20 protein-coding genes and 1 tRNA gene are annotated in these 25037 nt (G+C 67.9%); 9 read left to right on the top strand and 12 right to left on the bottom strand.

Annotated elements, in window-relative coordinates:
• Positions 1-14 precede the first annotated feature (14 nt).
• Positions 15-1445, top strand: coding sequence for a lipase maturation factor family protein (locus NA12_RS24125; RefSeq protein ID WP_067455662.1), 1431 nt, complete (start codon positions 15-17; stop codon positions 1443-1445).
• 34 nt (positions 1446-1479) lie between these two features.
• Here the strand turns inward: NA12_RS24125 and NA12_RS24120 are convergent.
• Positions 1480-1551: transfer RNA gene (locus tag NA12_RS24120), tRNA-Gly, on the bottom strand.
• Between the two features lie 227 nt (positions 1552-1778).
• Between NA12_RS24120 and NA12_RS24115 the strand changes: the two genes are divergently transcribed.
• Positions 1779-2222 carry a hypothetical protein gene (locus NA12_RS24115; protein WP_132369744.1) on the top strand — a complete coding sequence of 148 codons (444 nt, stop codon included), beginning with the start codon at positions 1779-1781 and terminating at the stop codon, positions 2220-2222.
• Between the two features lie 26 nt (positions 2223-2248).
• Here NA12_RS24115 and NA12_RS24110 read toward each other — a convergent pair whose 3' ends face one another.
• The gene (locus tag NA12_RS24110; protein WP_067455657.1) at positions 2249-3130 is read right to left on the bottom strand and encodes an NAD(P)H-binding protein; all 882 of its coding nucleotides are present in this window, start codon (positions 3128-3130) and stop codon (positions 2249-2251) included.
• Positions 3131-3215: 85 nt separating this feature from the next.
• Here NA12_RS24110 and NA12_RS24105 point away from each other — a divergent pair, with 85 nt between their 5' ends.
• Positions 3216-4007 carry a helix-turn-helix domain-containing protein gene (locus tag NA12_RS24105; RefSeq protein ID WP_084473059.1) on the top strand — a complete coding sequence of 264 codons (792 nt, stop codon included), beginning with the start codon at positions 3216-3218 and terminating at the stop codon, positions 4005-4007.
• Positions 4008-4047: 40 nt separating this feature from the next.
• Here NA12_RS24105 and NA12_RS24100 read toward each other — a convergent pair whose 3' ends face one another.
• Complete coding sequence (locus NA12_RS24100; RefSeq protein WP_067455655.1) at positions 4048-4809, bottom strand: lysophospholipid acyltransferase family protein; 762 nt, start codon at positions 4807-4809, stop codon at positions 4048-4050.
• Between the two features lie 205 nt (positions 4810-5014).
• Between NA12_RS24100 and NA12_RS24095 the strand changes: the two genes are divergently transcribed.
• Together NA12_RS24095 and NA12_RS24090 are read left to right on the top strand one after the other, a co-directional pair.
• On the top strand, positions 5015-5905 hold the full coding sequence (locus NA12_RS24095) for a hypothetical protein (RefSeq protein WP_067455653.1): 891 nt from the start codon (positions 5015-5017) through the stop codon (positions 5903-5905).
• A 103-nt stretch (positions 5906-6008) separates the two neighbouring features.
• Positions 6009-7544: a Rieske 2Fe-2S domain-containing protein gene (locus NA12_RS24090; RefSeq protein ID WP_067455651.1), complete on the top strand. Its 1536-nt coding sequence runs from the start codon at positions 6009-6011 to the stop codon at positions 7542-7544.
• Between the two features lie 28 nt (positions 7545-7572).
• On the opposite strand, the gene NA12_RS24085 is transcribed toward NA12_RS24090, so the two are convergent.
• The 9 genes from NA12_RS24085 to serS form a co-directional block, all read right to left on the bottom strand.
• Positions 7573-8613, bottom strand: a complete 1041-nt coding sequence (locus tag NA12_RS24085; protein WP_067455648.1) for a Gfo/Idh/MocA family protein — start codon at positions 8611-8613, stop codon at positions 7573-7575.
• 53 nt (positions 8614-8666) lie between these two features.
• Positions 8667-10583 carry a protein kinase domain-containing protein gene (locus NA12_RS24080; protein ID WP_067455647.1) on the bottom strand — a complete coding sequence of 639 codons (1917 nt, stop codon included), beginning with the start codon at positions 10581-10583 and terminating at the stop codon, positions 8667-8669.
• On the bottom strand, positions 10580-12445 hold the full coding sequence (locus tag NA12_RS24075) for a serine/threonine-protein kinase (protein ID WP_132369743.1): 1866 nt from the start codon (positions 12443-12445) through the stop codon (positions 10580-10582). The genes NA12_RS24080 and NA12_RS24075 overlap by 4 nt, the downstream gene beginning before the upstream one ends.
• Positions 12446-12462: 17 nt before the next feature.
• Positions 12463-13629, bottom strand: a complete 1167-nt coding sequence (locus NA12_RS24070; protein WP_067455642.1) for a DUF7373 family lipoprotein — start codon at positions 13627-13629, stop codon at positions 12463-12465.
• Positions 13630-13707: 78 nt separating this feature from the next.
• Positions 13708-15606: a serine/threonine-protein kinase gene (locus NA12_RS24065; protein WP_165914766.1), complete on the bottom strand. Its 1899-nt coding sequence runs from the start codon at positions 15604-15606 to the stop codon at positions 13708-13710.
• 157 nt (positions 15607-15763) lie between these two features.
• The gene (locus NA12_RS24060; RefSeq protein ID WP_243654790.1) at positions 15764-16717 is read right to left on the bottom strand and encodes a DMT family transporter; all 954 of its coding nucleotides are present in this window, start codon (positions 16715-16717) and stop codon (positions 15764-15766) included.
• A gap of 106 nt (positions 16718-16823) precedes the next feature.
• Positions 16824-18134 (bottom strand): MFS transporter, encoded by a 1311-nt coding sequence (locus tag NA12_RS24055; RefSeq protein ID WP_084473057.1) that lies wholly within the window; start codon positions 18132-18134, stop codon positions 16824-16826.
• Between the two features lie 88 nt (positions 18135-18222).
• The gene (locus NA12_RS24050) at positions 18223-20055 is read right to left on the bottom strand and encodes a putative bifunctional diguanylate cyclase/phosphodiesterase (RefSeq protein WP_243654788.1); all 1833 of its coding nucleotides are present in this window, start codon (positions 20053-20055) and stop codon (positions 18223-18225) included.
• Positions 20056-20132: 77 nt separating this feature from the next.
• Positions 20133-21389 (bottom strand): serine--tRNA ligase, encoded by a 1257-nt coding sequence (gene serS / locus NA12_RS24045; protein ID WP_067455630.1) that lies wholly within the window; start codon positions 21387-21389, stop codon positions 20133-20135.
• Positions 21390-21444: 55 nt separating this feature from the next.
• Between serS and NA12_RS24040 the strand changes: the two genes are divergently transcribed.
• The 4 genes from NA12_RS24040 to NA12_RS24025 all read left to right on the top strand — a co-directional run bounded on the left by NA12_RS24040 (position 21445) and on the right by NA12_RS24025 (position 25005).
• The gene (locus NA12_RS24040; protein WP_067455627.1) at positions 21445-23127 is read left to right on the top strand and encodes an aldehyde dehydrogenase family protein; all 1683 of its coding nucleotides are present in this window, start codon (positions 21445-21447) and stop codon (positions 23125-23127) included.
• Positions 23128-23163: 36 nt separating this feature from the next.
• Complete coding sequence (locus tag NA12_RS24035) at positions 23164-24231, top strand: septum formation family protein (RefSeq protein ID WP_067455622.1); 1068 nt, start codon at positions 23164-23166, stop codon at positions 24229-24231.
• A 14-nt stretch (positions 24232-24245) separates the two neighbouring features.
• The gene (locus NA12_RS24030; protein ID WP_132369798.1) at positions 24246-24584 is read left to right on the top strand and encodes a metallopeptidase family protein; all 339 of its coding nucleotides are present in this window, start codon (positions 24246-24248) and stop codon (positions 24582-24584) included.
• Positions 24585-24693: 109 nt separating this feature from the next.
• A complete protein-coding gene (locus NA12_RS24025) occupies positions 24694-25005 on the top strand; it encodes a PE family protein (RefSeq protein WP_067455619.1) in 312 nt (103 codons plus the stop codon).
• The last annotated feature ends 32 nt before the right edge of the window (positions 25006-25037 follow it).

Below are 25037 nucleotides of genomic sequence, written 5' to 3'. Positions count from 1 at the left end.
CCGGGAGCGGGTGCATGGACTGGTTCACGGCACCGGAGTACTGGCAGGGCAGGCTGATCTTCCAGCGTGGCCTGGCGGTGATCTACGGCCTCGCCTTTCTGGCCGCGGCGCTGCAGTTCCGCGCGCTGCTCGGTGAGCGCGGGATGCTGCCCATCCCGCGCTACCTGGCCCGCACGCCGTTGCGTCGGTCGCCGAGCCTGTTCCACCTGCGCTACTCCGATCGGTTCTACGCCGGTATCGCCTGGTCCGGGGTGGTGCTCGCGGTGGCGGTCGCGCTCGGCATCGCCGATCTGGTGCCGCTGTGGGCGGCCATGGCGCTGTGGGCGCTGCTGTGGGCGCTGTATCTGTCGATCGTGAACGTAGGGCAGGTGTGGTACTCGTTCGGCTGGGAATCACTGCTGCTGGAGGCGGGTTTTCTGGCGATCTTCCTCGGTAACGACACCGTCGCGCCGCCACTGCTCGTGCTGTTCGCCGCGCGCTGGCTGGTGTTGCGGGTGGAGCTCGGGGCCGGGTTGATCAAGATGCGCGGCGATCGGTGCTGGCGAGACCTGACCTGCCTGTATTACCACCACGAGACCCAACCGATGCCGGGTCCGCTGAGCTGGTTCTTCCACCATCTGCCCCGGCCGCTGCACCGGGTGGAGGTCGCCGCCAATCACCTCGCGCAGTTGATCGTGCCGTTCGGGTTGTTCGCGCCGCAGCCGGTGGCGAGCGTCGCGGCGGCCATCATCATCGTCACCCAGCTGTGGCTGGTGCTCTCGGGCAATTTCGCCTGGCTGAACTGGGTGACCCTGCTGCTGGCGACAACCGCCATCAGCGCCTACCCGGTGCTGCCGCACGCGCCGCCGGTGGCCGACCCGCCCGGATGGTTCCTCGGCGCGGTCCTCGCCTTCGTCGCGACGGTGGTGGTGCTGAGCGTGCGGCCGGTGCGCAACCTCCTCTCCGCACAGCAGGCGATGAACGCCTCGTTCGACCCGTTGCACCTGGTCAACACCTACGGCGCGTTCGGCAGTATCACCCGCGTGCGCCAGGAGATCGTGCTCGAGGGCACCGACGCCACCCACCTGACGCCGGACACGGTGTGGCGCGAATACGAGTTCAAAGGCAAACCGGGAGCCCTGCGATCACATCCGCGCCAGTGGGCCCCGTACCACCTGCGGCTGGACTGGCTGATGTGGTTCGCCGCGCTGTCGCCCAGCTACGCGCGAGCCTGGATGCTGCCGCTGGTGCGCCGCCTGCTCGACAACGATCCCGACACCCTGCGCCTGCTGCGGCACTGCCCGTTCCCCGACACGCCGCCGCACTACCTGCGCGCCCGGCTGTACGAGTACCGCTTCAGCACGCCCACCGAACTGCGCCGCGAGCGGATCTGGTGGCGTCGGACCCTGATCGGCGAGTTCCTGCCGCCGCTGAGTCACGAACGCCTCAACCGGCGCCCGGAATGAGAAAAGCCCGGCGCGATGGCCGGGCTTTTCGTTGAGCGGATGACGAGATTCGAACTCGCGACCCTCACCTTGGCAAGGTGATGCGCTACCACTGCGCCACATCCGCGTGCCTTCCGAAGCCGTTCCAGCGACCGCCGGTGACTTCGTCGTGCGAGAAGGAACTCTAGCGCGAATCTCCCGAACTACGAAATCCGTGCTCACTTCCGACCCTGTTCGACGGTGAGAACCGGCGCCGGTCGACCTCGTTAAGCAGGTCACAAGGATGCGGAAAAGGCTGCGGGAGAGGGTTTTCCGCAGGGCGGTTGGTGCCGCGAAGATCATGGGAGGGACAGCGTGAAGAGTCTGGGGATGATCGCGGTGGGCGTCGCGATGACGGCGACAATGTTGGGGGCCGGGCAGGCGCAGGCCGACATCACCGATCCGGCCGAGTTCACCGACAGTGGGGAGGTCGAGTTCACCGACAGCGGGGACAACGTGGAAGACGAAGCGTTCGGGGAGTACGCGGTCAACCGGAACGAGCCGGGTTCGTGCCTGGTGGTGCAGAACCACACGGGTGGACGGGTGACGGTTCGATTGAACTACCCGCCCAGCGGCGGGAAATGGGTGTTCGACCACGATGAGGTCGGGTTGCTGATGCGCAACGGCAAGGTGGTCACCTCACCGTCCGGGAATTGGAACGTACGGACGAACCCGCCGATCAGGTTCAACTGGGTCTACGACGGCAAAAGGAACAACCGCAAGGGTTGCAACGGGTCGTGGGTGATGACGATGAACTGAGCGGCGGAGTCCGATGCGCCCGCCGGTCAGCTCGGCCCTGCTGTGCCGCCTGCGACGACGGGGGCGAAGGCGGCACGGTGGCCGGCGGCCCAGGTGGCGTAGGCGCGGGGTGGTCGGCCGAGGGCTTGCGCGATGTCGTCGGTGATCGTCGCGTTGTGGCCGTGCCGGACGAAGGACTGCCCCACGGCGGCGCCTTCGACGAAGGCGGGCGACAGACCGGCCGCGGTCATGAAGGCGCGGGTGTCATCCTCGGGAATGTCGGTCACCTCGATCGGGCGGCCGATGATCTCGGCGAGAACGGCCGCCTGCTCGTGGCCGGTCAGCAGTTCGGGCCCGGTGAGCGTGAGCGTCCGGCCGACGTGCGCAGGGGCTCGCAATGCCGCGACGGCGACCGCCGCCACATCGCGTGGGTCGACCACCGGCTGGCGGCCTTCGCCGGTGAGATTCGGGACGGGGTCACCGGCACGCAGCGGTTCGATCCAGCTGAACGTATTCGACGCGAAAGTGTTGGGGCGCAGGATCGTCCACTCCAGGCCGGAGTCGCGCACGGCCCGCTCCCCTGGCACGTGCCAGGAACCCGGCACACCGAGGCGTGGGTCGCCGGTGCCGACGGCGGACAGCTTCACCACTCGCCGCACCCCGGCCTCGCGCGCGGCGGTCACCAGTTCGGCATCGGTGCCGGTGCCGTCCGGGCCGGGTATCCCGACGAGGAACGCGGCCTCGACGCCTCGCATGGCGGGTCCGAACGTCGCCGGGTCGCGGTAGTGGACGCGAACCACCTCGACCCCGGCGGGGAACCCTCCCCGCTCCGGGTCGCGGGTCGCCGCCCGAACCGCGACGCCCTCGGCCGCCAACTGCCGGATGACGTCGCTTCCGATGGTGCCTGTGGCACCGGTGATCAGGATCATGGCACGAGCATGGTCGCCCGGCTGCCCGCGAATATAGGAGAAATCGGCACGGACATCGCGGACCGCGCCACCTACAGTCGAGCAGGTGGCGTATCTGACCTCGGCGCACCTCGAGATGCCTGTGACGACCCCGGAATCGTTGCGTCCCTGGCTCGCCGAACTCACCAGCACGCCGCTGTTCGACGACCTCGCTCAGCCGTTCGCCCATCCGCCCCTCGCGACGACCACGGTCGTCCTCCGCACCGAGAAGTCCGGTCGCGGGAGCGCGTTCGTTGTCGGCGCGCAGACGAAGGCGTCCTACTCGAAGCCCGACGAGCCCGCCGGATGCGTGCGGCTGCGCCTGGAACCGGGCGTGACCCGCCAGCTGCTCGGCGTCACCGCGGCCGAGCTCACCGACCGCGTCGTGCGCCTCGACGAATTGCCAGGACCGCTGGGCGGTTTCGCGGCGGACCTGATTCGACTGCCGACCGAGCAGGCGATCGGGTACCTGGACGAACACCTGCCGCGCCATGTCTCGGAATCGACAACCGAGAGCACGCATCGGATCGTGCTCCGCGAGGCGATCTCCGCGCTCACCGCCGACGACGCCCCCGCGCTCGGTGAACTCACCGCCCGCCTCGCCGTCAGCGAACGCCAGATACGCAACCTGTTCACCACGGGAATCGGGCTGTCCCCCAAGCACTTCGCCCGCATCCAACGCCTGCGTCGCGTCCTCGCCCACGCGGGCGATACCCCATGGTCACACCTCGCGGCGAGCACCGGCTACTACGGCCAGTCCCACCTCACCACCGACTTCCGCACCCTCATGGGCGTCCCACCCGCCGCCTACCTCCGCGGCGAGCTACCCACACCGACGCACTGCCGAATCCCACGCTGAGTCAGCCCCGGCGACGAGCCGAACGGGCATGGTGGCGACCTCAGCCCTCGGTCTCCTGCGTTTTCGCGGCCTTGCGGGCGAAGCGTTCGGCTGCTTCGGCTTCGTCGAGGGCGGTTGCCTCCGCGAGGGATGGGGCGCTGCCGCCGAGTCGTTTCGGGACCCAGTAGGCGCCGGGCTCGTGGTTGTAGGACTTTTGCAGGTCGGCGAGCATTTCCTGCATGGTGGAGCGGAGCTGGGCGGTGAGGTCGGCGGCGGGTTCGTAGGGCTGGATGGGGGCGCCGACGGCGATCGAGATGGGGGTGTTGGTGCGGCCGAGGCGCTTGGGGAAGCCCTTGGTCCACACGCGCTGGGCGCCCCAGATGGTGATCGGGATGATCGGGACGTCGGCTTCTAGCGCCATGCGGGCCGCGCCGGACTTGAATTCCTTGATCTCGAAGCTGCGGCTGATCGTGGCCTCGGGGTACACGCCGACGAGCTCGCCGTCGCGCAGGTACTGCACCGCCGATTGGTAGGAGTCCGCACCCGCGGTGCGGTCGACCGGGATGTGCTTGAGGGTGCGCATGATCGGGCCGGAGATCTTGTTGTCGAACACCTCCTGCTTGGCCATGAACCTGATGTAGCGACGAGGGGTACGGACGGGCAGACCCGCGTAGGTGAAGTCCATATAGCCGGTGTGGTTGACCGCCAGCACGGCACCGCCGGTGGCGGGGATGTTTTCCGCCCCCTTGACGGTGAACTTCAGACCTTCGAGGAAGAACAGGGTTCGGGCCACGCCGATGATCGAGAAGTAGAGGGGTTCCACAAGTACGCAAGGGTAGTCGTAGATCTCCCAGTCGGCAGGGGTGCCATCCGCGCGCGCGGCCACCGTAGAATCGCGGCGTTCGCCCGCGCAGCGAATCCGCTTCGCGCACACCGGTCTACACCCCGGCGAGTCCGCTCGCCCCGACAGTCACACCCCGCCGTCTGCGTACGCGGGTGCCACGACCTAGGAATCGAGGAACGTCGTAGTGGAACGCGCCCAGCTTGCCCTGACCCACCCGCCCCGCGCGTACGCGCTGGTCACGGGACTGATCGTCACCGCGGCCCTGGTCGCCGGGTGCGATTCGGTGTCGGGGATCCCGGGCGATCCGGTCGAGGCGAACCCCGCTGCGACGACCACGGCCGCCGCGTCGACGACCACGGCGACCCAGGCCATCGCGCCCGGCGAACCGGCGCCGAACAGCCCACTGCCCGCCGACGCGCCGCCGGTCGGCGCCGTCGCCGGCCACGCCGACGCCGTGACCGCTGTCCGCCGCTGGGCCGTCGACCTACAGAACAGCACGGTGAAAGAGCTCCAGAGCAGCTGCTGGACCATCCCGCCCGCCACCGTCGCCGAGATGTACGCCGAACCCCAGTCGGTGCTCGCCGCCCTCGCCACCCCGGGCACCGCGACCGCCGACACCGTGACCTGGCGTAACCGAACCGTCACCGTCACCGTCGACCGCGAGTCCGTCGCGTCGGGCTATGCCTGCGGCCGCGTTTCCGCGGCGGGTGTCGAGCCCGGTTACGACGACGCCGACGCGCGTCACACCGTCCGCCGCTACCTCGCCCGCGCCACCGGCAAACCTCTCGACGCGGCCGACATCGAAGCAGACCATCCGCTGACCTGCAAGGCCTCGCCCGCTAGCTGGGACCCCGAGGGCACTGGCAATCCCGTAGCACCCCCCTTGACAGGCAACTCGGGCAAAGTAGGCAATGTCACCTCCTACACCGGCGAGGAGCTACGATCCGAGCAGATTCGTGGCGACTACCTGGCAGTTCACGTCCCTGTGACCACCTCGCCCGGCGGCACTCGGACACGCACTTTCACGGTTGTCGCGACCGCTGAGGGCTATTGCATCGGTGACGTAACGATTTAGCCACTACCCTGGTTGGCTGGTCCGCCGAAGCAGTCTCCGGGGCCCCACGGCGGTAGCTCGCCATTGATCCGGCGAATCAGATCCTGGTAGGAGGAAACAGCTCGTGCAGATCACCAGCGTCGGACATGCCGGCTTCCATATCCGCACCGAAGCGGGCACGATCCTGTGCGATCCCTGGGTGAACCCCGCGTACTTCGCGTCGTGGTTCCCCTTCCCGGACAACTCCCAGCTCGACTGGGAGGCCCTCGGCGATGTGGACTACCTCTACGTCTCGCACCTGCACCGCGATCACTTCGACGCCGCCCACCTGGCGAAGTACGTCAACAAGGACGCCACGGTCCTGCTGCCCGACTACCCGGTGCTCGACCTGCGCCGTGAGCTGGAGGCGCTGGGCTTCACCGAGTTCTTCGAGACCGAGGACTCGGTCAAGCACACGATCACCGGACCCAAGGGTTCCGTCGACATCATGATCGTCGCGTTGCGCGCGCCCGCCGACGGTCCGATCGGCGACTCCGGCATCCTCATCTCCGACGGTGAGACCACCTGCTTCAACATGAACGACGCCCGACCGGTGGACATGGACGTCATCCACGACGCGTTCGGCGATATCGACATCCACCTGCTGCAGTACTCGGGCGCGATCTGGTACCCGGCGGTGTACGACATCCCGGCGCGGACCAAGGCCAACTTCGGCAAGCAGAAGCGTCAGCGTGGCATGGATCGCGCGCGGTCCTACATCGAGCAGGTCGGTGCGACCTGGGTGGTGCCCTCGGCCGGTCCGCCGGTGTTCCTCGACGAGGAGCTGCGCTACCTCAACGACGATCGTGGCGACGAAGGCAACATCTTCCCCGACCAGATCGTGTTCCTCGATCAGATGAACATCCACGGCAACCCCGGCGGGATCCTGATGATCCCCGGCTCGGTGGCCGATGTGCGCGGCAAGGAACTCGACCTCGCGCACCCGTTCGACCCGGATCGGATCTACGGCGACAAAGCCGCCTACATCGCGGAGATGGCGCAGCGGTTCGCGCCGGTGCTGGCCGCGGAGAAGGCCTCATGGGAGACCGGCGAGGGTTCGCTGCTCGAACCGCTGCGTGAGCTCTTCGAACCGATCATGAAGCAGAGCGCGCTGATCAGCGACGGCATCGGCTACCCGGTAGGCCTGGTGATCGGCGAGGAGACCGTGGTCCTGGACTTCCCGCACCGCACCGTGCGCGCGCCGCTCGAAGGCGAGGGCCGCTACCGCTACGGCTTCCGCATCGCCCCCGAACTGGTGCGCACCGTGCTGCGCGACAACGAACCGGACTGGGTGAACACGATCTTCCTGTCCACCCGCTTCCAGGCGTGGCGCATCGGCGGCTACAACGAGTTCCTCTACACCTTCTTCAAGTGCCTCACCGACGAGCGCATCGCCTACGCCGACGGCTGGTTCTCCGAGGCACACGACGACTCCGCCGTCACCGAACTCGACGGCTGGGAAGTCCAGCGCCGCTGCCCCCACCTCAAGGCCGACCTCTCCAAATTCGGTGTGGTGGAGGGCAATAACCTCACCTGCAACCTGCACGGCTGGCAGTGGGACCTGGAATCCGGCCGGTGCAAGACCTCGAAGGGCCACGAGCTGCGCTCCCGCAAGCTCTGAGCCGTACGTCGATCAGCGAGCTGCTATATCAGGACGGCGGCTCGGCCACGTGGCGGGCGTATTCGAGGATGCGCAGGGTTTCCACGGCGTCGCGGGGGTCGACGGGGACCGGGGCTCCGTCGAGGAGGGTGGCGGCCATGCCCGCGTAGAAGGCGGGGTAGTCGCCGGGGAGGGTGGGGATGGTGCGCAGTTCGTCTCCCGCGCCGAAGGTGCCCCATCTGTCGGGTGTGACTGTGCCCCAAGGGTTTCCGCCGTTCGGGCGGCGACCCGCGCGCAGGTCGTCTTCCTGGGGGTCGAGGCCGGAGACGGTGTAGCCGTTGGTGGCGCCGAGCACGCGTAGACGCGGGCCGAGTTGCGGCGCGAGGGCGCTCATCCACAGGTGGGAGCGGGTGCCGTTGGCGTGGGTGAGGGCGATGAAGGCATCGTCGTCGGCCGCGACCTCGGGGCGGCGGCGGTCGAGTTCGGCGTAGACCTCGGTAACCGGGCCGAACAGCGTGAGCGCCTGGTCCACCAGGTGAGAGCCCAGATCGAACAGGATGCCCGCGCCGTCCTCGGCGTCGCCCACCTCGCGCCAGCCGCCTTTGGACACCGGCCGCCACCGCTCGAACCGGGACTCGAACCGCCGAACCTCACCCAGCTCACCGGCGTCCATCAGCGCGCGCACAGTGAGAAAGTCGTTGTCCCAGCGTCGATTCTGGAAGACACTCAGCGGCAGATCGGCCCGCGCGGCGGCCTCGACCACTTCCTCGGCATCGGCCGCGGTCACCGCGAACGGCTTGTCCACCACCACGGGCAGCCCCGCGGCCAGCGCTTGCAACGCCAGTGGCGCGTGCGAGCGATTCGGGGTGGCGATCACGGCGAGATCGACGTCCTCGTCCTCGACGAACATCTCCTGAGCCGACCCCCACACCCGCACCCCGGGATGCTCGGCTCGTGCCTGCTCGGCCCGCTCCTGCGACGAGGTCACCACGGCGGCCACTCGCATCCGTGGATCGGCGGCGATGAGCGGGGCGTGGAATACCGAACCGGCCAGGCCGTATCCGACTACCGCAACTGCGAGCTGGTCCATGGCTGCCCTTTCGTGGTGGTCCGCGGAATCGCGGTATTCACCGTAGCCCGGCCTCAGCGTTCGGGCAGATTCCCGACCGCGTGACGCAGGAGGGACGAGGCGATCGGGCAATACTCGTCGCGGAGCCCCTCGGCTCCGTGTACCGAGACCTCGATGGTCTCCTGCCCGGCATCCGGCATCAGGAAGGCGCGGGAACAGATGGCATTCGAACCACCCTTGCCGAGATACATCTGGACCCCGTCGACCGTGACGACCTCCAGGTTCTTGCCCGTAGTGCTCGTACTGGTGCTGACAAGCTCCAGGGTGACACGCACGCGCGCGTCCCACCGGCAGGTGTGCGCGTCGGCGACGGTGGGCTCGGGTGGCAGGGCGCCGATCTTCCCGGCGACGACGTCGCGGTTGAGCAGCGCGCACGGTTCGAGCAGAGCCAGCGAGGAATCCCTGCCCTCGGCGCGCGGCGCGGTCGTCAGTGAACGGGCGAGGTTGGCCGCGACGTAGTCGATACCCGCGCATTCCTTCACCCCGGACGGGTTGTTGAGGACGATGACGATGCCGGATTCGCGCTCGGCGCCCGGGCTCGGGATGACCCGCGTGCAGGAAGCCGAGCTGCCGTCGATGATCGGAACCCCTTCCACCATCGTCTTACTCGGCGTCAGGAATTCGTGCTCGCGCCCTAGGTACAGGTAGAGGCCGTAGCGGTTCGAACTGGCGGTACACCCCCAACTCGGGGACAGACTCAGCTCCCAGGTATCCGCGGCCAGTGGTGTCGGCGCGACCGGTACCGAGTCGCCGAGGGACGAGGCCAGCCAGCGGCAGGCATCGACCTGGCGCAACTGCGCCAGGGTCAGCCCGGTCACCGGCCCCGGCGCGCTTTCCTCGCGGGTCGCGAAGTAGGTGATCCCGACGAGCGCCACGAGTAGCGCTGCAAGTCCACCCGCCAGGCCGCCGCGCGCCCTCGGACTCGCCGCGGCCCACCGACGACGCCCGGATTCCAGTGCACGACTGCCGAATTCGACCACCGCACGACCTACCTCGGCCAAGACCACCGGGAAGGGCCTTGCGGGTGCGGGTTCGGGCGCGATGATCGCGGGCAGGGCGGCGAGCAGTGCCGAGATCTCGTGCTGCTGACGCCCGATGTCATCGAGTACGGAGGCGGGCCACGGCGGCGGGCCACTCGACGGGCCACCGAGATAGTCGAGTATCTGCCCGGGAGTGGGGCGAGCCGCCGGATCCTTGCGCAGGCAGGCGGCCAGCATCTCGAACAGCGGCTCCGGTACGCGGCTCAGATCGGGCTCGCGCTGGGCGATGTTGAACAGCGTGTACGGCACCGACGGCGCGGCGAACGGCGCGACGCCGGAGGCCGCGAACGCGAGCACGGAACCGAGGGAGAACACGTCCGAAGCCGGCGTCAGCGCATATCCGAGCGACTGTTCCGGTGACAGGAAGTCCGGTGTGCCCATGGCCGCCGCGGTCGCGGTTCCGGCGGCCGGGGTGATACCGACTTCACCCAGACGACCACTGTCCCTTGCCAACAGCACCGTGTCGGCGCGGATGCCCTGGTGCACGAGGCCTGCCGCGTGCACGGTCCGCAGCGCCGAGGCCAAGGCCGCGGCCAGGGCGCGAACGGCGGGCACAGGCAGTGGCCCGTGTTCGGCTACGGCGGCGTCGAGGCGCATGCTGGGCACGAATGCCGCTGCCAACCAGGGCTTCTCAGCATCAGCGTCGACGTCGATCACCGTGGTGTTGGCGGGTCCGGAAAAACGCATACCCGCAATCGCACTGTGCCGCAGTTTGATTCGAAACTCCGGCTCGTCGAGGAGTTCCGGTAGCGCCTGTCGCACGACTACCAACGAGTCATCGGGGCCGGTGGCGAGCACGGACCGGAATCCGGCCGCGGCCTCAAGGGTACCGAGTACTCGGTAGCGGCCGATGGTGGGCGGATCGCTGGGGCCGGGTGGATGGATCGTCATGATGGGGGCAACTTCTCGAGTACGGGTTCGAACAAAGCGGCCGCGGTCTCGCAGACACCATCGGCATTCCAGGAGTTCGGGTAGTACGACGCCCGTAGTTGCTCGGCCTGATCGTCCTTGGTCGGCATCACCAGGTGGATGAAGGTGCAGTATGTGGGACCACTGCCGTCGAGGTAGACCGTGTGCCCACCGATCGTGCGGGTGGGCCGAGCCTTTCTGCCCGGGAGGCTGTCCGGCCGGATACCCTCGCCGATGTCGACTACGAAGAGGCCGGTGGCGCTGTTCAACGCGCAGCCGTGGGGAGTCGCTGAGCGCACGAGGTCACCGAGCGACGCACGAACTGTCCTGAGGTCGATCAGCGTGCACGGGTCGAGCGACTGCAGCGAACCCTGCGGGTAGGTCCGCAACGGTGGATTGACCGAAAGGCGCCGGACCACCGCCGCGAGTGCGCGTTCGGACTGCGGGCAGAGGTCGCCCGCGGGCGGAAAGGTGCTAGCACCCATCTTCAGCACCATCGGCAGACCGCTCTGCGTCACCACCATGCGGTCACAGGAGGCGGACTCCTTGTAGCGTCCGAGCACCGGCATCCAATTGATGGTGCTCCCCATCGGCAGATTGTCGTCGCGCACGTCTGCGACACCCTCGCCGGTATTCAGACTGAAGGACATCTTGCGACCGGCCTGATCGCGATACTCGATGGTGCAGCCGCCGAAACTGCTCGGTCTTACTTCACTTGTCGCCGTGCCGAGTTCACCGAGCACCGACGGATCCAGCAGCGCGCAGAGATCGAGCCGACGGGATTCCTCGTGGGTCAACGCCAGTGGCGGATCGTCCATCGCCACCGCGTTGCCCTCGACGCCGACGCCCCAGAACGCGATGGAAGCCAGCACCACCGCCGACACGGCCGCTGCGACGGGAGCCAGTCGCGCCCATCTCGGCTTCGGCGCCTCGGACACGATCGACGCCGCGGCAGCGGCGGTTCCGTCCGCCCAGCGACCCGCCTCGGCCTGACAGTCGGCGATGCGTCGGCGAATCCGGACCGGCCACACGGGTTCGACGTCGATCCGGCTCGCCGCGTCGAGCAACTGCTCGGGAGTCGGTCGCGCCGACGGGTCCTTGGCGAGACAGGCATCGACCAGAGCGCGGATCGGCTCCGGAATTCCGGTCACGTCCGGGGAGCCGTACAACACGTTGTAGAGGACCTGCGGGGTGGAGGCCGCGTCGAACGGGCTCGCGCCGGTGGCCGCCATCGCGAGGACCGCGCCGACGGCGAAAACATCGGAAGCCGGTGTGAGCTGACGACATTCGGCCTGTTCGGGGGACATATACGCCGGTGAGCCGATCACGGCGCCGGTGGCGGTGAGGTTGACGTCGTCCTCGAGCGCCCTGGCGATGCCGAAGTCGATCACGCGCGGACCGTCATTGGTGAGCAGGATGTTGCTCGGCTTGAGGTCGCGGTGCACCAGGCCGGTGCGGTGTATCTCGAGCAGCGCCATCGCCAAGCCGGTGGCAAGGAGTTTCAGCCCGTTCAGGTTCAGGCGGCCGAACTCGCCGATCATGTCCTGCAGGCCGGGACCCGCGATGTATTCGGAAGCCAGCCAGGGTGTTTCGGAATCCGCGTCATGGTCGACCACGCCCGCGGTGTAGGCGCCGGTCACCTGTTGTGACGCCATGACCTCCCGCCGGAACCTGGCACGAAACTCCGGATTGCCGGTGAACTGGCGGTGGATCTGCTTCACCGCCACCAATCGGCCATCTTGACCTTGGCCGAGCAGCACCTGGCCCATGCCACCCTGGCCGATCACGGCCAGGAGGCGATAGCGGCCCAACTGTTCGGGATCCTGTGAACCCAGCGGTTTCATCGCCGCGCCTCCCGTGTTCACCACGACCCGCTCAGCAGCGCGTGCTGCGCGACCGCTTGCTGTCGAATGTCGATTTCCTGGTTGCTGTAGAGGCGGACCACGTACTCGTTGTGGCGCACCAGGCAGGAGAACCGCCGGGCGGGAATGGAACTGTTGTCCGGCCTCGCCGCGCGGTAGCAGGAAATACCGGAGAGCCCCGCCGGACCCGGCATCGGCGTGTAATCAGCTGCCAGCGACTGTTTTTCCTTGGCGTCGGCGTAGGTTTTCGCGGCTTCGCTGTCACGCGCGCGGAACAGGAACTTGTTGTACGACACCGCGACCGCGTCGATCGAGCTCTGCGCGAACTCACCCAGTTCGGCCGACGGGTTGTCTCGCAACAGGGCATAGGAACGCGGTCCGTAGACCATGAAATCCCACTTGTCGGGCCAGTAATCGCCGGTCTTCACCACATGGGTGAGCAACTTGTCGCTGTCGAGTTTCAGCTTCGGCACATCGGCGGCGGGCGTCGGAGCGAAGGTGTCGAGCTCGGCCAGCTGTGCCCGGTAGGTCCGCGTGAGCAGATCGGACAACAGCTCGGGACTCGGCTCGATGATCTTGGCGTACAACCTGATCACCAGGTTCTTCCACACCAGCCAGCTCCCGACCGTCGGCACACCTGGTCGCCAATGTGACAGTGCGGCCGGGTATTCCGGGAGAACCAGAGGCGCGTTCTCGGTGTTCGCGGTGAAATCCGCCGCGGCCATCGCCTGTGCGGCCGCAGTCGCTTGAAGCTCGTCGGGTAGTGACAGGACCACGATCGACAACAGCTTGTGCTTCGCTTCGTTGTCCGACTGGCCATTGCTCGCGATCGCGCCGTAGCCTGCCAGCACGTCGAACGGCCCGAGCGCGCTCCGCTGTACGCCCGAGAGCAGATCGTCGACGCCGAGTATGCCGACGATCAGCCCGCCGCCGTCGCCGCTGGTCAATTCCGGGTCGATACGGTCGGCGAACAGCAAACGCTCGCCGATGCGCGCGGATTCCACCAGTGTTCCGCGCACTGTGTTCGGCGCGTCGTCGTAGTCGCCCACGACCGGTTCGAGGGCATAGTCGCCGTGATCGGGTGCGGCGTCGTCACCACATGCCGCGATGAGCAGGGTGAGCGACAACAACGGCGCCAGCCAACGCAACCGATTACGCACGTACATTCCCCTCCGACCACGGCGTCGAACGCCGGGCCCCTCCCGAACTCTGTCGTGAAACTATCACCCGCGAGTTCGGCGCCGCTACCGCGCGGGCAACCGCCCGACCGCCTGCTTCACGAGCGGATCGGCGATCGCGCAGAGTTGCCCTTCGCGCTGGTTCGGATTGCTGACCAACACTTCGACATCCTCGCGGAAGGTCTCGCCGACCTTGCGGAACTGATACACCCGACGACATTCGTGCAGCCCCAGCATCGCGCTGCCGAGATCGTCGACCAGCACACCGTCGCCGATATCGATCACCTTCTCCTCCAGGGAGGTCGCTCGTCGCCGTGGCTGCGACAACGTGATCCGCACGGTGGAGTCTCCCGACCACTCGCAGGAGTGCGCGGATTTCGTCACAACGGCACCGAGCGCGGCGAAGGCGGAATTGTCGACCAGGACACAGGGGTCTACTGATGACAGCGATTTCTGCGCGGCGGTGTCGGGACGCAATTCGTCGAGCGTGGCGGTGAGCCGGGAGAGAACATGGTCGGCCAGACGGCATTCGCCGCGCGAGAAGGTGTCGACGATGATTCCCCAGCGCGCGGCTTGCTCGCTGCCCTCGATGGCGAATGCGCAGTCATCGCCACGACGGGCGATCGCGTAACCGTTGACCACCTGTTTGCCGGATTCGAATCCGTTCAGCGCGGCACCGACCTCGACGGCGATATGCGCGCCACCCGAGTTGCCATCACATCCCCAACTCGACGTCGCCTGCCAGCGCCAAGCCGAGACATCCGGCGATGCCTTCTCGGCGACCTCGGCGGGCAGGGTGTTTCCGAGTGCCCGCGGCACCCAGGTGCAGGTGTCGGTGCCACGCAGCTGGTCCAGGCCGGGGAGCGTCTCGGTGGGCATCGCCTGCGGTGTGTCCTGAGGTGCTGGCGTGGACTCGTCGCCGCGGAGGGTAACCGCTGTGATCGCGCCGGCGATCACCACCGCGATCGCCGCCACAATTCCCAGCCGAAGAGCGGTCCGGCGCTTCGTGACCGGGATCTCGGCTGGCGCCGATGATGCTATCGGGGTATGCGCCGAAATGATCTGCGTTGCCTCGGGATCCGAAGTGAGTGCAGCCAGTTTTCTTGTCTGGTCTGCGATTTCGGCATGAACAGGCGCGGGCCACGGCTGCGCCTGAACGGGCAGGACGCCCAGATAGTCCAGGATCTGGGCCGGCGTCGGTCTGGCCCTCGGGTCCTTGCGCAGACAGCCCGCGATCAGGTCGCGCAGCGGCGCGGGAACCTGGTCGAGTTGCGGCTCGCTGTGGACGATATTGAACAGGGTGTAGGGAGCCGACGATGACGCGAACGGCGCCGTTCCCGTCGCGGCCATGCACAGCAGCGAGCCGAGCGAGAAGACATCGCTCGCGGAGGTGACCGGTTCGCTGTTCGCCTGTTCCGGCGACATGTACGCCGGCGAGCCGACCACAGCCCCCACTTCGGTGAGGGCTGCGCCGGTCCCCACCGCCTGCGCGATGCCGAAGTCGATCACCCTCGGGCCGTCAGCGGCGAGAATCACATTGGCGGGTTTGAGATCTCGGTGCACAAGACCGGTGCTGTGGATCGAGTGCAGCGCGGAGGCCATGCCGGAAGCCAGGGTGCGCAACGCGGGGACCGGCAGCGGCCCCAGCTCGCGCACTGCTTTGTCCAGCTCGACCCCCGCGATGAATACCGAAGCGAGCCATGGTGTTTCGCCGGTAGTGTCGAAATCGACCACCGCGGCCGTGAAAGCACCCGAAACCCGGGCGGAGATGGCGACCTCACGCTCGAACCGCGCCCGGAACTCACGATCGTCGAGCAGATGCGAATGAATCTGCTTGATCGCGACGAACCGGCCATCGGGTCCGGTGGCCAGCACTACCCGCCCCATGCCGCCCGCACCGAGCACACCGCGCACCCGATAGCGCCCGATCATCGGCGCGTCACTCGTCGACAACGGCTCGATCAATGCGGTACTCCCCCGTTCACACCCGCCACGGCGGGCGAGCCCGAAGCACCCATCCGACGAGCGCCCGGTTCGCCAGCAACCTAGCATCCCGGTTCCGGTCGACCGTCGACGTCTCCACTCACGGGGTACGCGCGATCTCTCCGGTTCCCGCGAGGCGCTAACGTCCCGCCCGGCTCGCCACGACCACCGCGCCCAGCACGATCACACAGCTGGCGATCGCGAGGGGCGAGAGCTTCGCGTCGACCGCGTCGAGTAGCACGGCGGTGACCAGCTGACCCGCCACCGAGGTGAGGCCGAGCAGCAGTACACCGATCAAGCCGACCGTGACAGAGGCCAGTGCGATGAAAGCCACTCCGATCAGACCGCCGGTGTAAAGCCTAGGGTTGGTGGGGAATTCGTCGGGAAGGCCGGTGTCGGACAGGGTGTGGAGGTCGAGGAGCAGCAGTGCGGTCAGACCGACCGCGAAGTTGATCAGGGTGGCGGCGAAGGGACCGCCGGTGGCGCCGACGCGGCCGTTGATCGCCTGTTGCCAGGCCAGGCCGATTCCCGCGAGGGCGGGAAGGACGATGAGCAGGGCGGGGATGTCCGGGACGCCCGTGGCGACCGTAGCCGGCGCGGAACCGCCGCCGACCGAGAGCACCACCCCGGCGATGCCGAGGGCGGCCGCGAAGATCCGCCACGCGGTGATCGGGGTGCGGCCGTTCGGAGCGAGGCCCAGCCGGTCGACGACAAGACTGCTCAGCAGCTGACCCGCGACCACCGCCACCGTGAACGCGGTGACACCGATCGCGGCGATGGTGAGGCCCTGCGCCGCCACGAAGAACGCGCCGCACAGACCACCGAGCAACTGCCACGGCGCCAACCTGCCCCCCGACACCGCCGCACGCACCTCGGCGACCCCCGCACGCAATGCCGGGCTCAGCAGAAAGGCGACCAGCAAAGCGAGTGATCCCGTGGCGAAACTGATGGTCGCCGCCGCGATCCCATCGGCCAGCCGAACCCCCAGCGCACCGTTGATCCGCCCCTGCACCGCGACACCGGCCCCGATACAGAACCCGAACACCAGCCCGATCCCACTGCGCCCGATCGCCCGCTCCTCATTCCGGTCCACGTTCCGCATATCGGTACGAGTGTGCCAGCCCTGGTCGTGCGGCACGCCGTGGGCGGTGGCCGCGCGACCGAAGCACCGCGCACCTGTCGTGCACCCCAGAACCTGACTACTCCGGGCGACGCGGCGGCATCCAGGTCGGCGTCAGTAGCGCTGTCGCGAGCAGGACGGTGCCGAGTAGGGCGATGGTGGTCGACATCGAAAGGTAGTGGGTCGCGGCCGCTACGAAGCCGAAGACGGCCAGGGCGACGATCTCGGAGAGCAGGCCCGAGACCGAGGTCACCGTGGCTCTGGCGGGTCCTTCGATGGCGTCTTGGAGGCGCGCGCCCGCGATGACCTCGATATTGAAGTCGATTCCGTAGGCGATGCCGATGCCGATGAAACCGATCCAGATCATGGCGGGCCCAGCGGTGGCGCCGACGGCGAGCGCGCCTGCGATGAACAGGATTCCGGCCAGGAACAGGGCGGCTGCCAGCGTTCGGGCGGAGAGGGATTCGGTGCGGCCCGCCAGCAGCGAACCGATCAGCGAACCCGCGACCGTGACGCCGACCAGCAGTGCCGAGGTACTGGTCGACGCGCCGCCGGAGACCGCGAGTAGGCCGAAGTACTCGTCGAAGGCGGTGACGCCGTACAGGAGTGCGCCCAGCAGCACGCCCCGGCGGACCCGGCGCACGCGTAGTGCCTCGGAGAGGCCGGTCCCGAGCATGGCGAGGTAGCGCGAGGAGGTGGAGCCGGGCGAAGCCGACGGCGGCGTCACCGCTACCGGTTTGACGTGAGGGCCGAGCGGTCCGGGTGCCGGCTCGTCGTCGAGATCGTCGACGGCCGTCGCGGAGATGGCGACGGGCGCGTTGGGCAGCGCCAGCGCGGTCAGGGTGTGCAGGAGGCTGATACCGACACTGACCCAGCCGACCAGCGGGTAACCGCCGATGGCGAACAGCGGTGCGGCGGCGACGATCGCCACGAGCACCGTGCTCTCCTGCGCACCGCGCGACCAGCCCATGATTCGCGCGTAGGCCGACGGTTCACCCCGTGCGACCAGGTCGTCGTAGATCAGTGCCTCGAAGGTCCCCGACTCCAGCGCGCTCGCGATACCCCAGACGAGGAAGCCGAGCGCGAAGCCCACAAACGACGGCATCAGCATCCACAGTGCGAAACACGTGGCCTGCAACAGACAGCTCAGGACCAGCAGGCGTCGACGCGACACCGTGTCCGCCCACGTACCCGACGGCACCTCGAGCAGGAACGCGGTCACCGACCAGATCGCCAACAGCAGCGAGATCTGGGCGGTACTCAGCCCGTGATCGGCGAAGAGAACACCGTAGACCGCATAGATCGGCAACAGGTCGCGAGTGCCCCTGAACAGGACCGCGCGCACCGTGAGGTCGCCGACACCGGTCGGCTCACGCCTCAACCAGGCCACCGCGTGCCGGAGCGGGGAAGATCAACAGCCGTAGACGAGCATCCGCATGGGTTCCATCGTTCGCGCCGCGACCGGCCGGGTCAAGCGATTATCCGAGCGGAATCCAGCCGTTGGCAGCGAGGGATTCGTCCTCGTCGGTGGCGCTCGCCGACGGACGGCCGTCGTTGAGGTCGTTGATGAGGTCGGCGACCGGGTGTGAGTCGCTGTAGTGGTAGCCCTGAGCGAGGGCGAAGCCGAGTTCGGTGAGGACGGCGGCCTGGTATTCGGTTTCCACGCCCTCGGCGATGACCTGCAGGTCCAGCGACTTGCTGAGCGCGGCGATCACGCTCAGCAGTGGCGGCGCGGGGGAATCCGAGCGGATGGCGGCGACGAATGACTGGTCGACCTTGAGGATGTCGCTGGGGATGGTGGCCAGCCGGCTCAGCGAGGAGTAGCCGGTGCCGAAATCGTCGATGGCGATGCGTACGCCACGGTCGCGCAGGGTGTGCAGGTTGGCGATCGCGGTCTGGGATTCGGCGGCGAGTTCGCTCTCGGTCACCTCGAGCACGAGTTGGTCGGCGGGCCAGCCGGTATCGGACAGGATGGTCGCGACCCGCTCGGCGTATTCGGTTTCGGCCAGCTCCAGGCCGGAGACGTTCACATTCAGGGTGAGGTTCAGCGAGGCGAAACTCTCCTGCAGGCGCGCGGCGTCGGCGCAGGCGCGGCGAAGCACCAGCTCGTCCAGGTCGGAGATGAGGTCGTATTCCTCGGCGACGCGGATCAGGCCCTCGGTGGTGACCTCGGGTTGCGCGCTCGACGACCAGCGCAGCAGCGCCTCGACGCCGACCGCCTGGCCGCCGTCCTCGGTGAGGCTGACGATCGGCTGGTAGTGCACATCGAGCGCACCGCGGTCGATGGCCTCGCGCAGTTCCACCGCCAGCGGGAGCTGACGCGACGATTCGAGCACGGTGCGGTTGCGGCCCGCCTGCTTGGCCCGGTACAGACCGACGTCGGCGCGGCTGACCAGCAGCGAACCGGACTCGCCCGGCTGCCAGGAGGTGACACCGGCCGAACAGCCCATGGTCACCGCGGCACGCAGTTGTTCGGTGAGCAGGATCGCGGCCTGCTCGGTGGTCCCCGGCAACAGCAGCGCGAAAACATCGCCACCGAAACGGGCCAGCACCTGGCCGGGCGCGAGCAGGTCGAGCCAGGTATCGGCGACCCGCTGCAGCACGGCGTCGCCCGCGCGGTGGCCGAGGTGGTCGTTGATCTTCTGGAATCGGTCGAGGTCGACCAGCACCAGGGCCACGCCCTGACCGCCGCGACCGGCGGCGTCGATCGCGGGATTGAGTTGCTTCTCGAAACCGCGCCGGTTCAGCAGGCCGGTGAGCACGTCGATATCGGCTTCCGAGGCCATCCTGGTCAGGATGCCCACCACCACGCCCGCGCCGAAGGTGACACCGGCCGGGATCAGCCCGGACCACCACGGCAACCCGCGCGCGGGCAACACCAGCAGACACAGCACCATCGCGAAACCGATATGCGCGGCGGCCTGGGTCCAGGCGAAGAACAGCGCCGCGTCACAGGCGACGAAGACGAAGAACGAGGCCAGCGTGATGCCGCCGACCAGGTTGGGGAAGTCGTAGACCGCGATCGCGACCAGTACCGCCGCGGTGGCGAGGTAGGCGTGGTGCAGGCGGTGTGGCATCCGCGGGCCCCACGCGAGCAGCGTGAGACCGAGTACCACCGAGATCGCCGCCGCGACACCGACCACGGCACGATTGCCGTCGTCACCCGGTGCGACGGCAGTGATCATCAGGCCGAGGACACCACCGAGAACGTAGAACGCCCCCGTTGTCCTGGCCATGACCTTTGCTGTCGCCAACGCCGATGCCGCCCGCACCCGGGTTCGGGTATCGCCGCGCGCCCCGATTCCTCGCACGAGCACCAGCCTAGATGTTGATGGGTCAGGGTGTTTGCCACATCCACCAAATGGATTGCCAGCAAACACCTAGCATCTTACGGCTTCAGGATATCGGTACCGACGAACGGGACCAGCGCCTCGGGCACCCGCACCGAACCGTCGGCCTGCTGGTGGTTCTCCAGGATCGCCACGATCCAGCGTGTGGTGGCCAGCGTGCCGTTCAGTGTGGCCGCGATCTGCACCTTGCCGTTCTCGTCGCGGTAGCGGACCGAGAGCCTGCGCGCCTGGAAGGTGGTGCAGTTCGAGGTGGAGCTGAGTTCACGGTAGGTCTGCTGGGTGGGCACCCAGGCTTCGCAGTCGAACTTGCGCGCCGCCGAGCTACCGAGATCGCCGCCGGCCACATCGATCACCCGGTAGGGCACGTCGATCGCGTCCAGCATCTCGCGTTCCCACGACAGCAGCCGCTGATGCTCGGCTTCGGCCTGGTCGGGGGTGGTGTAGACGAACATCTCCACCTTGTCGAACTGGTGCACGCGAATGATGCCGCGGGTGTCCTTGCCGTAGCTACCCGCCTCGCGGCGGAAACACGACGACCACCCCGCGTAGCGCTTCGCGCCCGTGCTCAGATCGAGGATCTCCTCCGCGTGGTAGCCGGCCAGCGGCACCTCCGAGGTTCCGACGAGGAAGAGGTCGTCCTCCTCCAGGTGGTAGACCTCGGCCGAGTGCTGACCGAGGAAACCGGTGCCCGCCATGATCTCCGGGCGCACCAGCACCGGCGGGATCATCATGGTGAAGCCGTTGGCGACGGCCTTCTGCGCGGCCAGCTGCAACAGGCCCAGCTGCAACAGCGCGCCGTAGCCGGTCATGAAATAGAACCGCGAGCCCGACACCTTCGCGCCGCGCTCCATGTCGATCAGGTGCAGCGCCTCGCCGAGCTCCAGGTGATCCTTGGGCTCGAAATCGAAAACCGGTGGGGTGCCGACGGTTTCGAGCACCACATAGTCGTCCTCGCCACCCGCGGGCGCGCCTTCCTGCACGACGTTGGAGATCGCGCGCTGCGCGGCGTCCAGGTCGGCGTCGGCGGCGTGCTGAGCGAGCTCGGCCTCCTTGACCTTGGCGGACATGTCGGTGGCGGCGGCCAGCAGCGCGGGGCGCTCCTCTTTGCTCGCCTTGCCGATCACCTTGCCCATGGCCTTGTGCTCGGCGCGCAGATTGTCGGCGGTCGCCACGGCGGCCCGGCGCGCGGCGTCGGCTTCGAGCAGGGCGTCGACGAGCGCGGGGTCCTCACCGCGGGTCCGCTGCGAGGCACGGACGGCTTCCGGGTTCTCGCGCAAAAATCGGAGGTCGATCATGAGGAAACAGCCTAGTTGAAGTGCCAATCGGGCAGCACAGGGGCATAGTTGCGGTGTGAGTACCTCTTTCGACACCGCTGTCATAGATACCGCGCTCGCCGATCTCGCCCAGGGTGAAGCAACCTGGGCTGCGACCGGGCTGCGTCGCCGCCGCGAGCTGCTCGACGAACTGCACGCGCTCACCGCCCGCGACGCCGAGGCCTGGGTCGCCGCCGCCCGCACCGTCAAGAAACTCGATGCCGACAGCCCCCTGCTCGGCGAGGAGTGGATGTCGGGCCCGATGACGATGCTCGCGAGCGCGCGGGCGCTGAGCGAGTCGATGGCGGCGCTGGAAAAGGGCTCCAGCCCACTCGAAGATGTCGACCTCGGCACCGCCCCCGGTGGCCGGGTATCGGTGCCCGCCCTTCCCCACGGAATCTACGACAAGCTGCTGCTGAGCGGATTCAGCGCCGATGTGTGGCTGCGGCCCGGTATCGACGCCGCGACCGCGCGTCGCAAGGCGGGCCTGGCTCAGCTCGACCCCGCGAAGACCAACGGCGTCGGCGCGGTGCTCGGCGCGGGCAACATCATGTCGATCGCGCCGCTGGACACGCTCTACGAGCTCTACGCCAACAACCGGGTCGTCGCGCTCAAGCTCAACCCGATCACCGATCCGATGCTGCCGGTGTTCCAGGCGATCTTCGCGCCGTTCATCGAACTCGGCGTGGTGCGCATCCTCACCGGCGGGGCCCCAGAGGGCGGCTACCTGGTGAACCACCCGCTGGTCGGGCACGTGCACATGACCGGTGGCGCGCCGACCCACGACGCGATCGTCTGGGGACCGGGAGCCGACAAGACCGGCGAGCCCATCCTGGACAAGCCGATCACCAGCGAGCTCGGCGGTGTCGCACCGTGCATCGTGGTGCCCGGTGACTGGTCGGCTGCCGACCTGAAATTCCAGGCCGAGCACGTGGCCACCCAGCGACTGCACAACGGCGGCTACAACTGCGTCGCCGCGCAGACCGTGGTGCTCGCCGCGGATTGGCCGCTCAAGGAGCAGTTCCTCACCGAGCTGCGCGCCGCGATCGACAACGCTCCCGCGCGCACCGCCTACTACCCGGGCAGCGACAACCGGGTGGCGGGCGCGCTGGCGGACTACCCCGACGCCGCCCGCGCCAACGGTCGCCTCCTGGTCGAGAACCTGCCCGCGAGCGACACCGCGCTGCTGCGGACCGAGTACTTCTCGCCGGTGCTCGGCGTGGTCGAGCTGCCCGGCACCGGGGCCGAATTCCTCGGCAACGCGGTCGACTTCGCCAACGACGAGCTGATGGGCACCCTGGGCGCCAACATCATCGCCGACCCCGCGACCATCGCCGCACTCGGCGCGAAGCTCGACACCGCGATCGAGGACCTGCGCTACGGCACCGTCGCCCTCAACGTCTGGACGGCTCTCGCGTTCCTGACCCCGCGCGCGAGCTGGGGCGCCTACCCCGGCCACACCATCGACGACATCCAGAGCGGCATCGGCGTCGTACACAACGCCTTCCTCCTCGACGACGTCGAACGCACTGTGGTCCGCGGTCCCTTCCGCCCCGCTCCCCGATCGATTCTGCGCGGTGAATTCGCCCTGACCCCGAAGCCGCCGTGGTTCGTCTCCAACAAGACCGGCGCCCCCACCGGCCGCAAGCTGACCGATTTCTACGGCGACGGCAAACTGCGTCGCCTACCTGGCATCTTCGTGTCAGCTCTGCGGGGTTGACCCGGCAGTCCGCCACGACAAATACACTCGTCGACGATGTCGAAGAAGCAGAGCAACCCAGCCGAGGGACCCGCCGCGCCCAGTCGCGGCGGCGCCCTGCACCTGTCCGCGACGAAACTGCGTTGGGGGCTGCTGATAGGCGCCCTCGGGGCGATTCTCGCGGCGATGGTCACCATGGCCGTCGCGGGCTTCGACACCGACAAGGTGGAAGCGCACCAGCCAGGCGCCGAACCCGTGGTGCGCGACAAGGAGTTCAGCAGCGCCGCGCGGGGCGACTGCCTGACCTGGTCCAAACCCGACCGCAGCGACCTGGTGAAGGTGGGCTGCGGCGACAAGCACCTCTTCGAGGTGGCGGGCGTCATCGACCTCAGCGCGTATCCGGGGCGTGAGTTCGCCGAAGGCACCCGTCACCCCGATTCGCTGCGCATGACCGAGTTGCGCGACGAACATTGTGTGACCGCCGTGCAGAAATATCTGGGCGGCCGGTTCGACCCGCGCGGCAAGTTCATGGTGAATGTGATGTCGCCGAGCCCGGCCGGTTGGCAGCACGGCGACCGGACGCTGCGCTGCGGCGTCCAGGTGGCGGCCACGGCGACGAGCCCGGCCACCACCGGCAGCCTCGCCGACAGTGATCAGTCCAAGGTCCATGTCACCGGCACCTGCCTCGGCATCAATCAGAACCTGCCGACCGACCCGGTCGACTGCGCTCAGCCGCACTCGGTGGAGATCGTCGGCACCGTCGACCTAGCGGGCGCCTTCACCGGCGGACCACCGTCGGAAGCCGATCAGGACAAGTTCGTCGAGGCCGAATGCAACCGGCTCTCGGGCGACTACCTCGGCAGCCCCGATGCCATCCGCAACAAGACGCTCACCCTGTTCTTCGATTATCTGGAGCCCGCCAGCTGGCTCGCGGGCAGTCACAGGTTGGACTGCTGGCTCGGAAAAGGCTCCGACCGCGAGGGTTTCGCGCCCATCGTGGGCTCGGCGAGGGGCGAGATCCTGATCGACGGACAGGCCCCTGTACCCCCGCCGAACACCGGACGTTCCACTCCGGCGCCGCTGCCGGGCGCCGCGCCGCTGCCGCCGCAGCCCCAGCCGAGGTGACGTTGTCCGAGCGGATGCCGCAGCGGCGTTTCGAGGAGCTGGTGAGCGATGCCCTCGACCAGATCCCGGCCGAACTGTCCAGTGCCATGGACAATGTCGTGGTGCTGGTAGAGCCCCGAAACGACGAGGAACCCTCGCTGCTGGGGCTGTACCACGGCATCGCCCTCACCGAGCGCGACAGCTATTACGCCGGATCGTTGCCGGATACGATCACGATCTATCGAGAGGCTATTCTCGACATCTGCAACACCGACGACGAGGTGGTCGAGGAAGTCGCGATCACCGTGATCCACGAAATAGCACACCATTTCGGGATTGACGACGACCGGTTGCATGAGCTGGGATGGGGATAGCGAAACTGGGTGGGGAATCGATGGAACCGAATGAACCGCTCTCGCGTCCTAGTACTCGTAGGGGGAATTCTCGTGGTTCCCGATAGCCGCCACCAGAAGGAGTCGGGTCATGGTTGGACACGTTCTCGTCGCACCTGAAATCGTCCTCGCCGCATCCGCGGAGTTGGATCTGCTCGCCGAGCGCCTCGCCGCCGCGGCCGGCCTCGCGGGGCCGACCACGCACGTGCTGCCCTCCGGCGCCGAAGAGGTGTCGCTGCTCGCGGCGACCCACTTCAACACCGCGGCCGGCAAGCACGACGGTTCGGTCGCCCAGGCGATCCTCGAGCTGCATCACGCGGCCGCGACCTTGCGCTCGCAGCTGTCCACTCATATCGGGGAAGACGTGGTTCGCGCGGCGACGATCAACGCCGTCCAAGTGTAGTCGCACCGATCCTGTCGACGATCATCAACTCA

It is taken from the genome of Nocardia alba NBRC 108234, from assembly GCF_001612665.1.
Classification (GTDB): Bacteria; Actinomycetota; Actinomycetes; order Mycobacteriales; family Mycobacteriaceae; genus Nocardia; species Nocardia alba.
The sequence above is the reverse complement of the archived record's forward strand: the minus strand, read 5'-3'. Positions and strand labels throughout refer to the sequence as shown.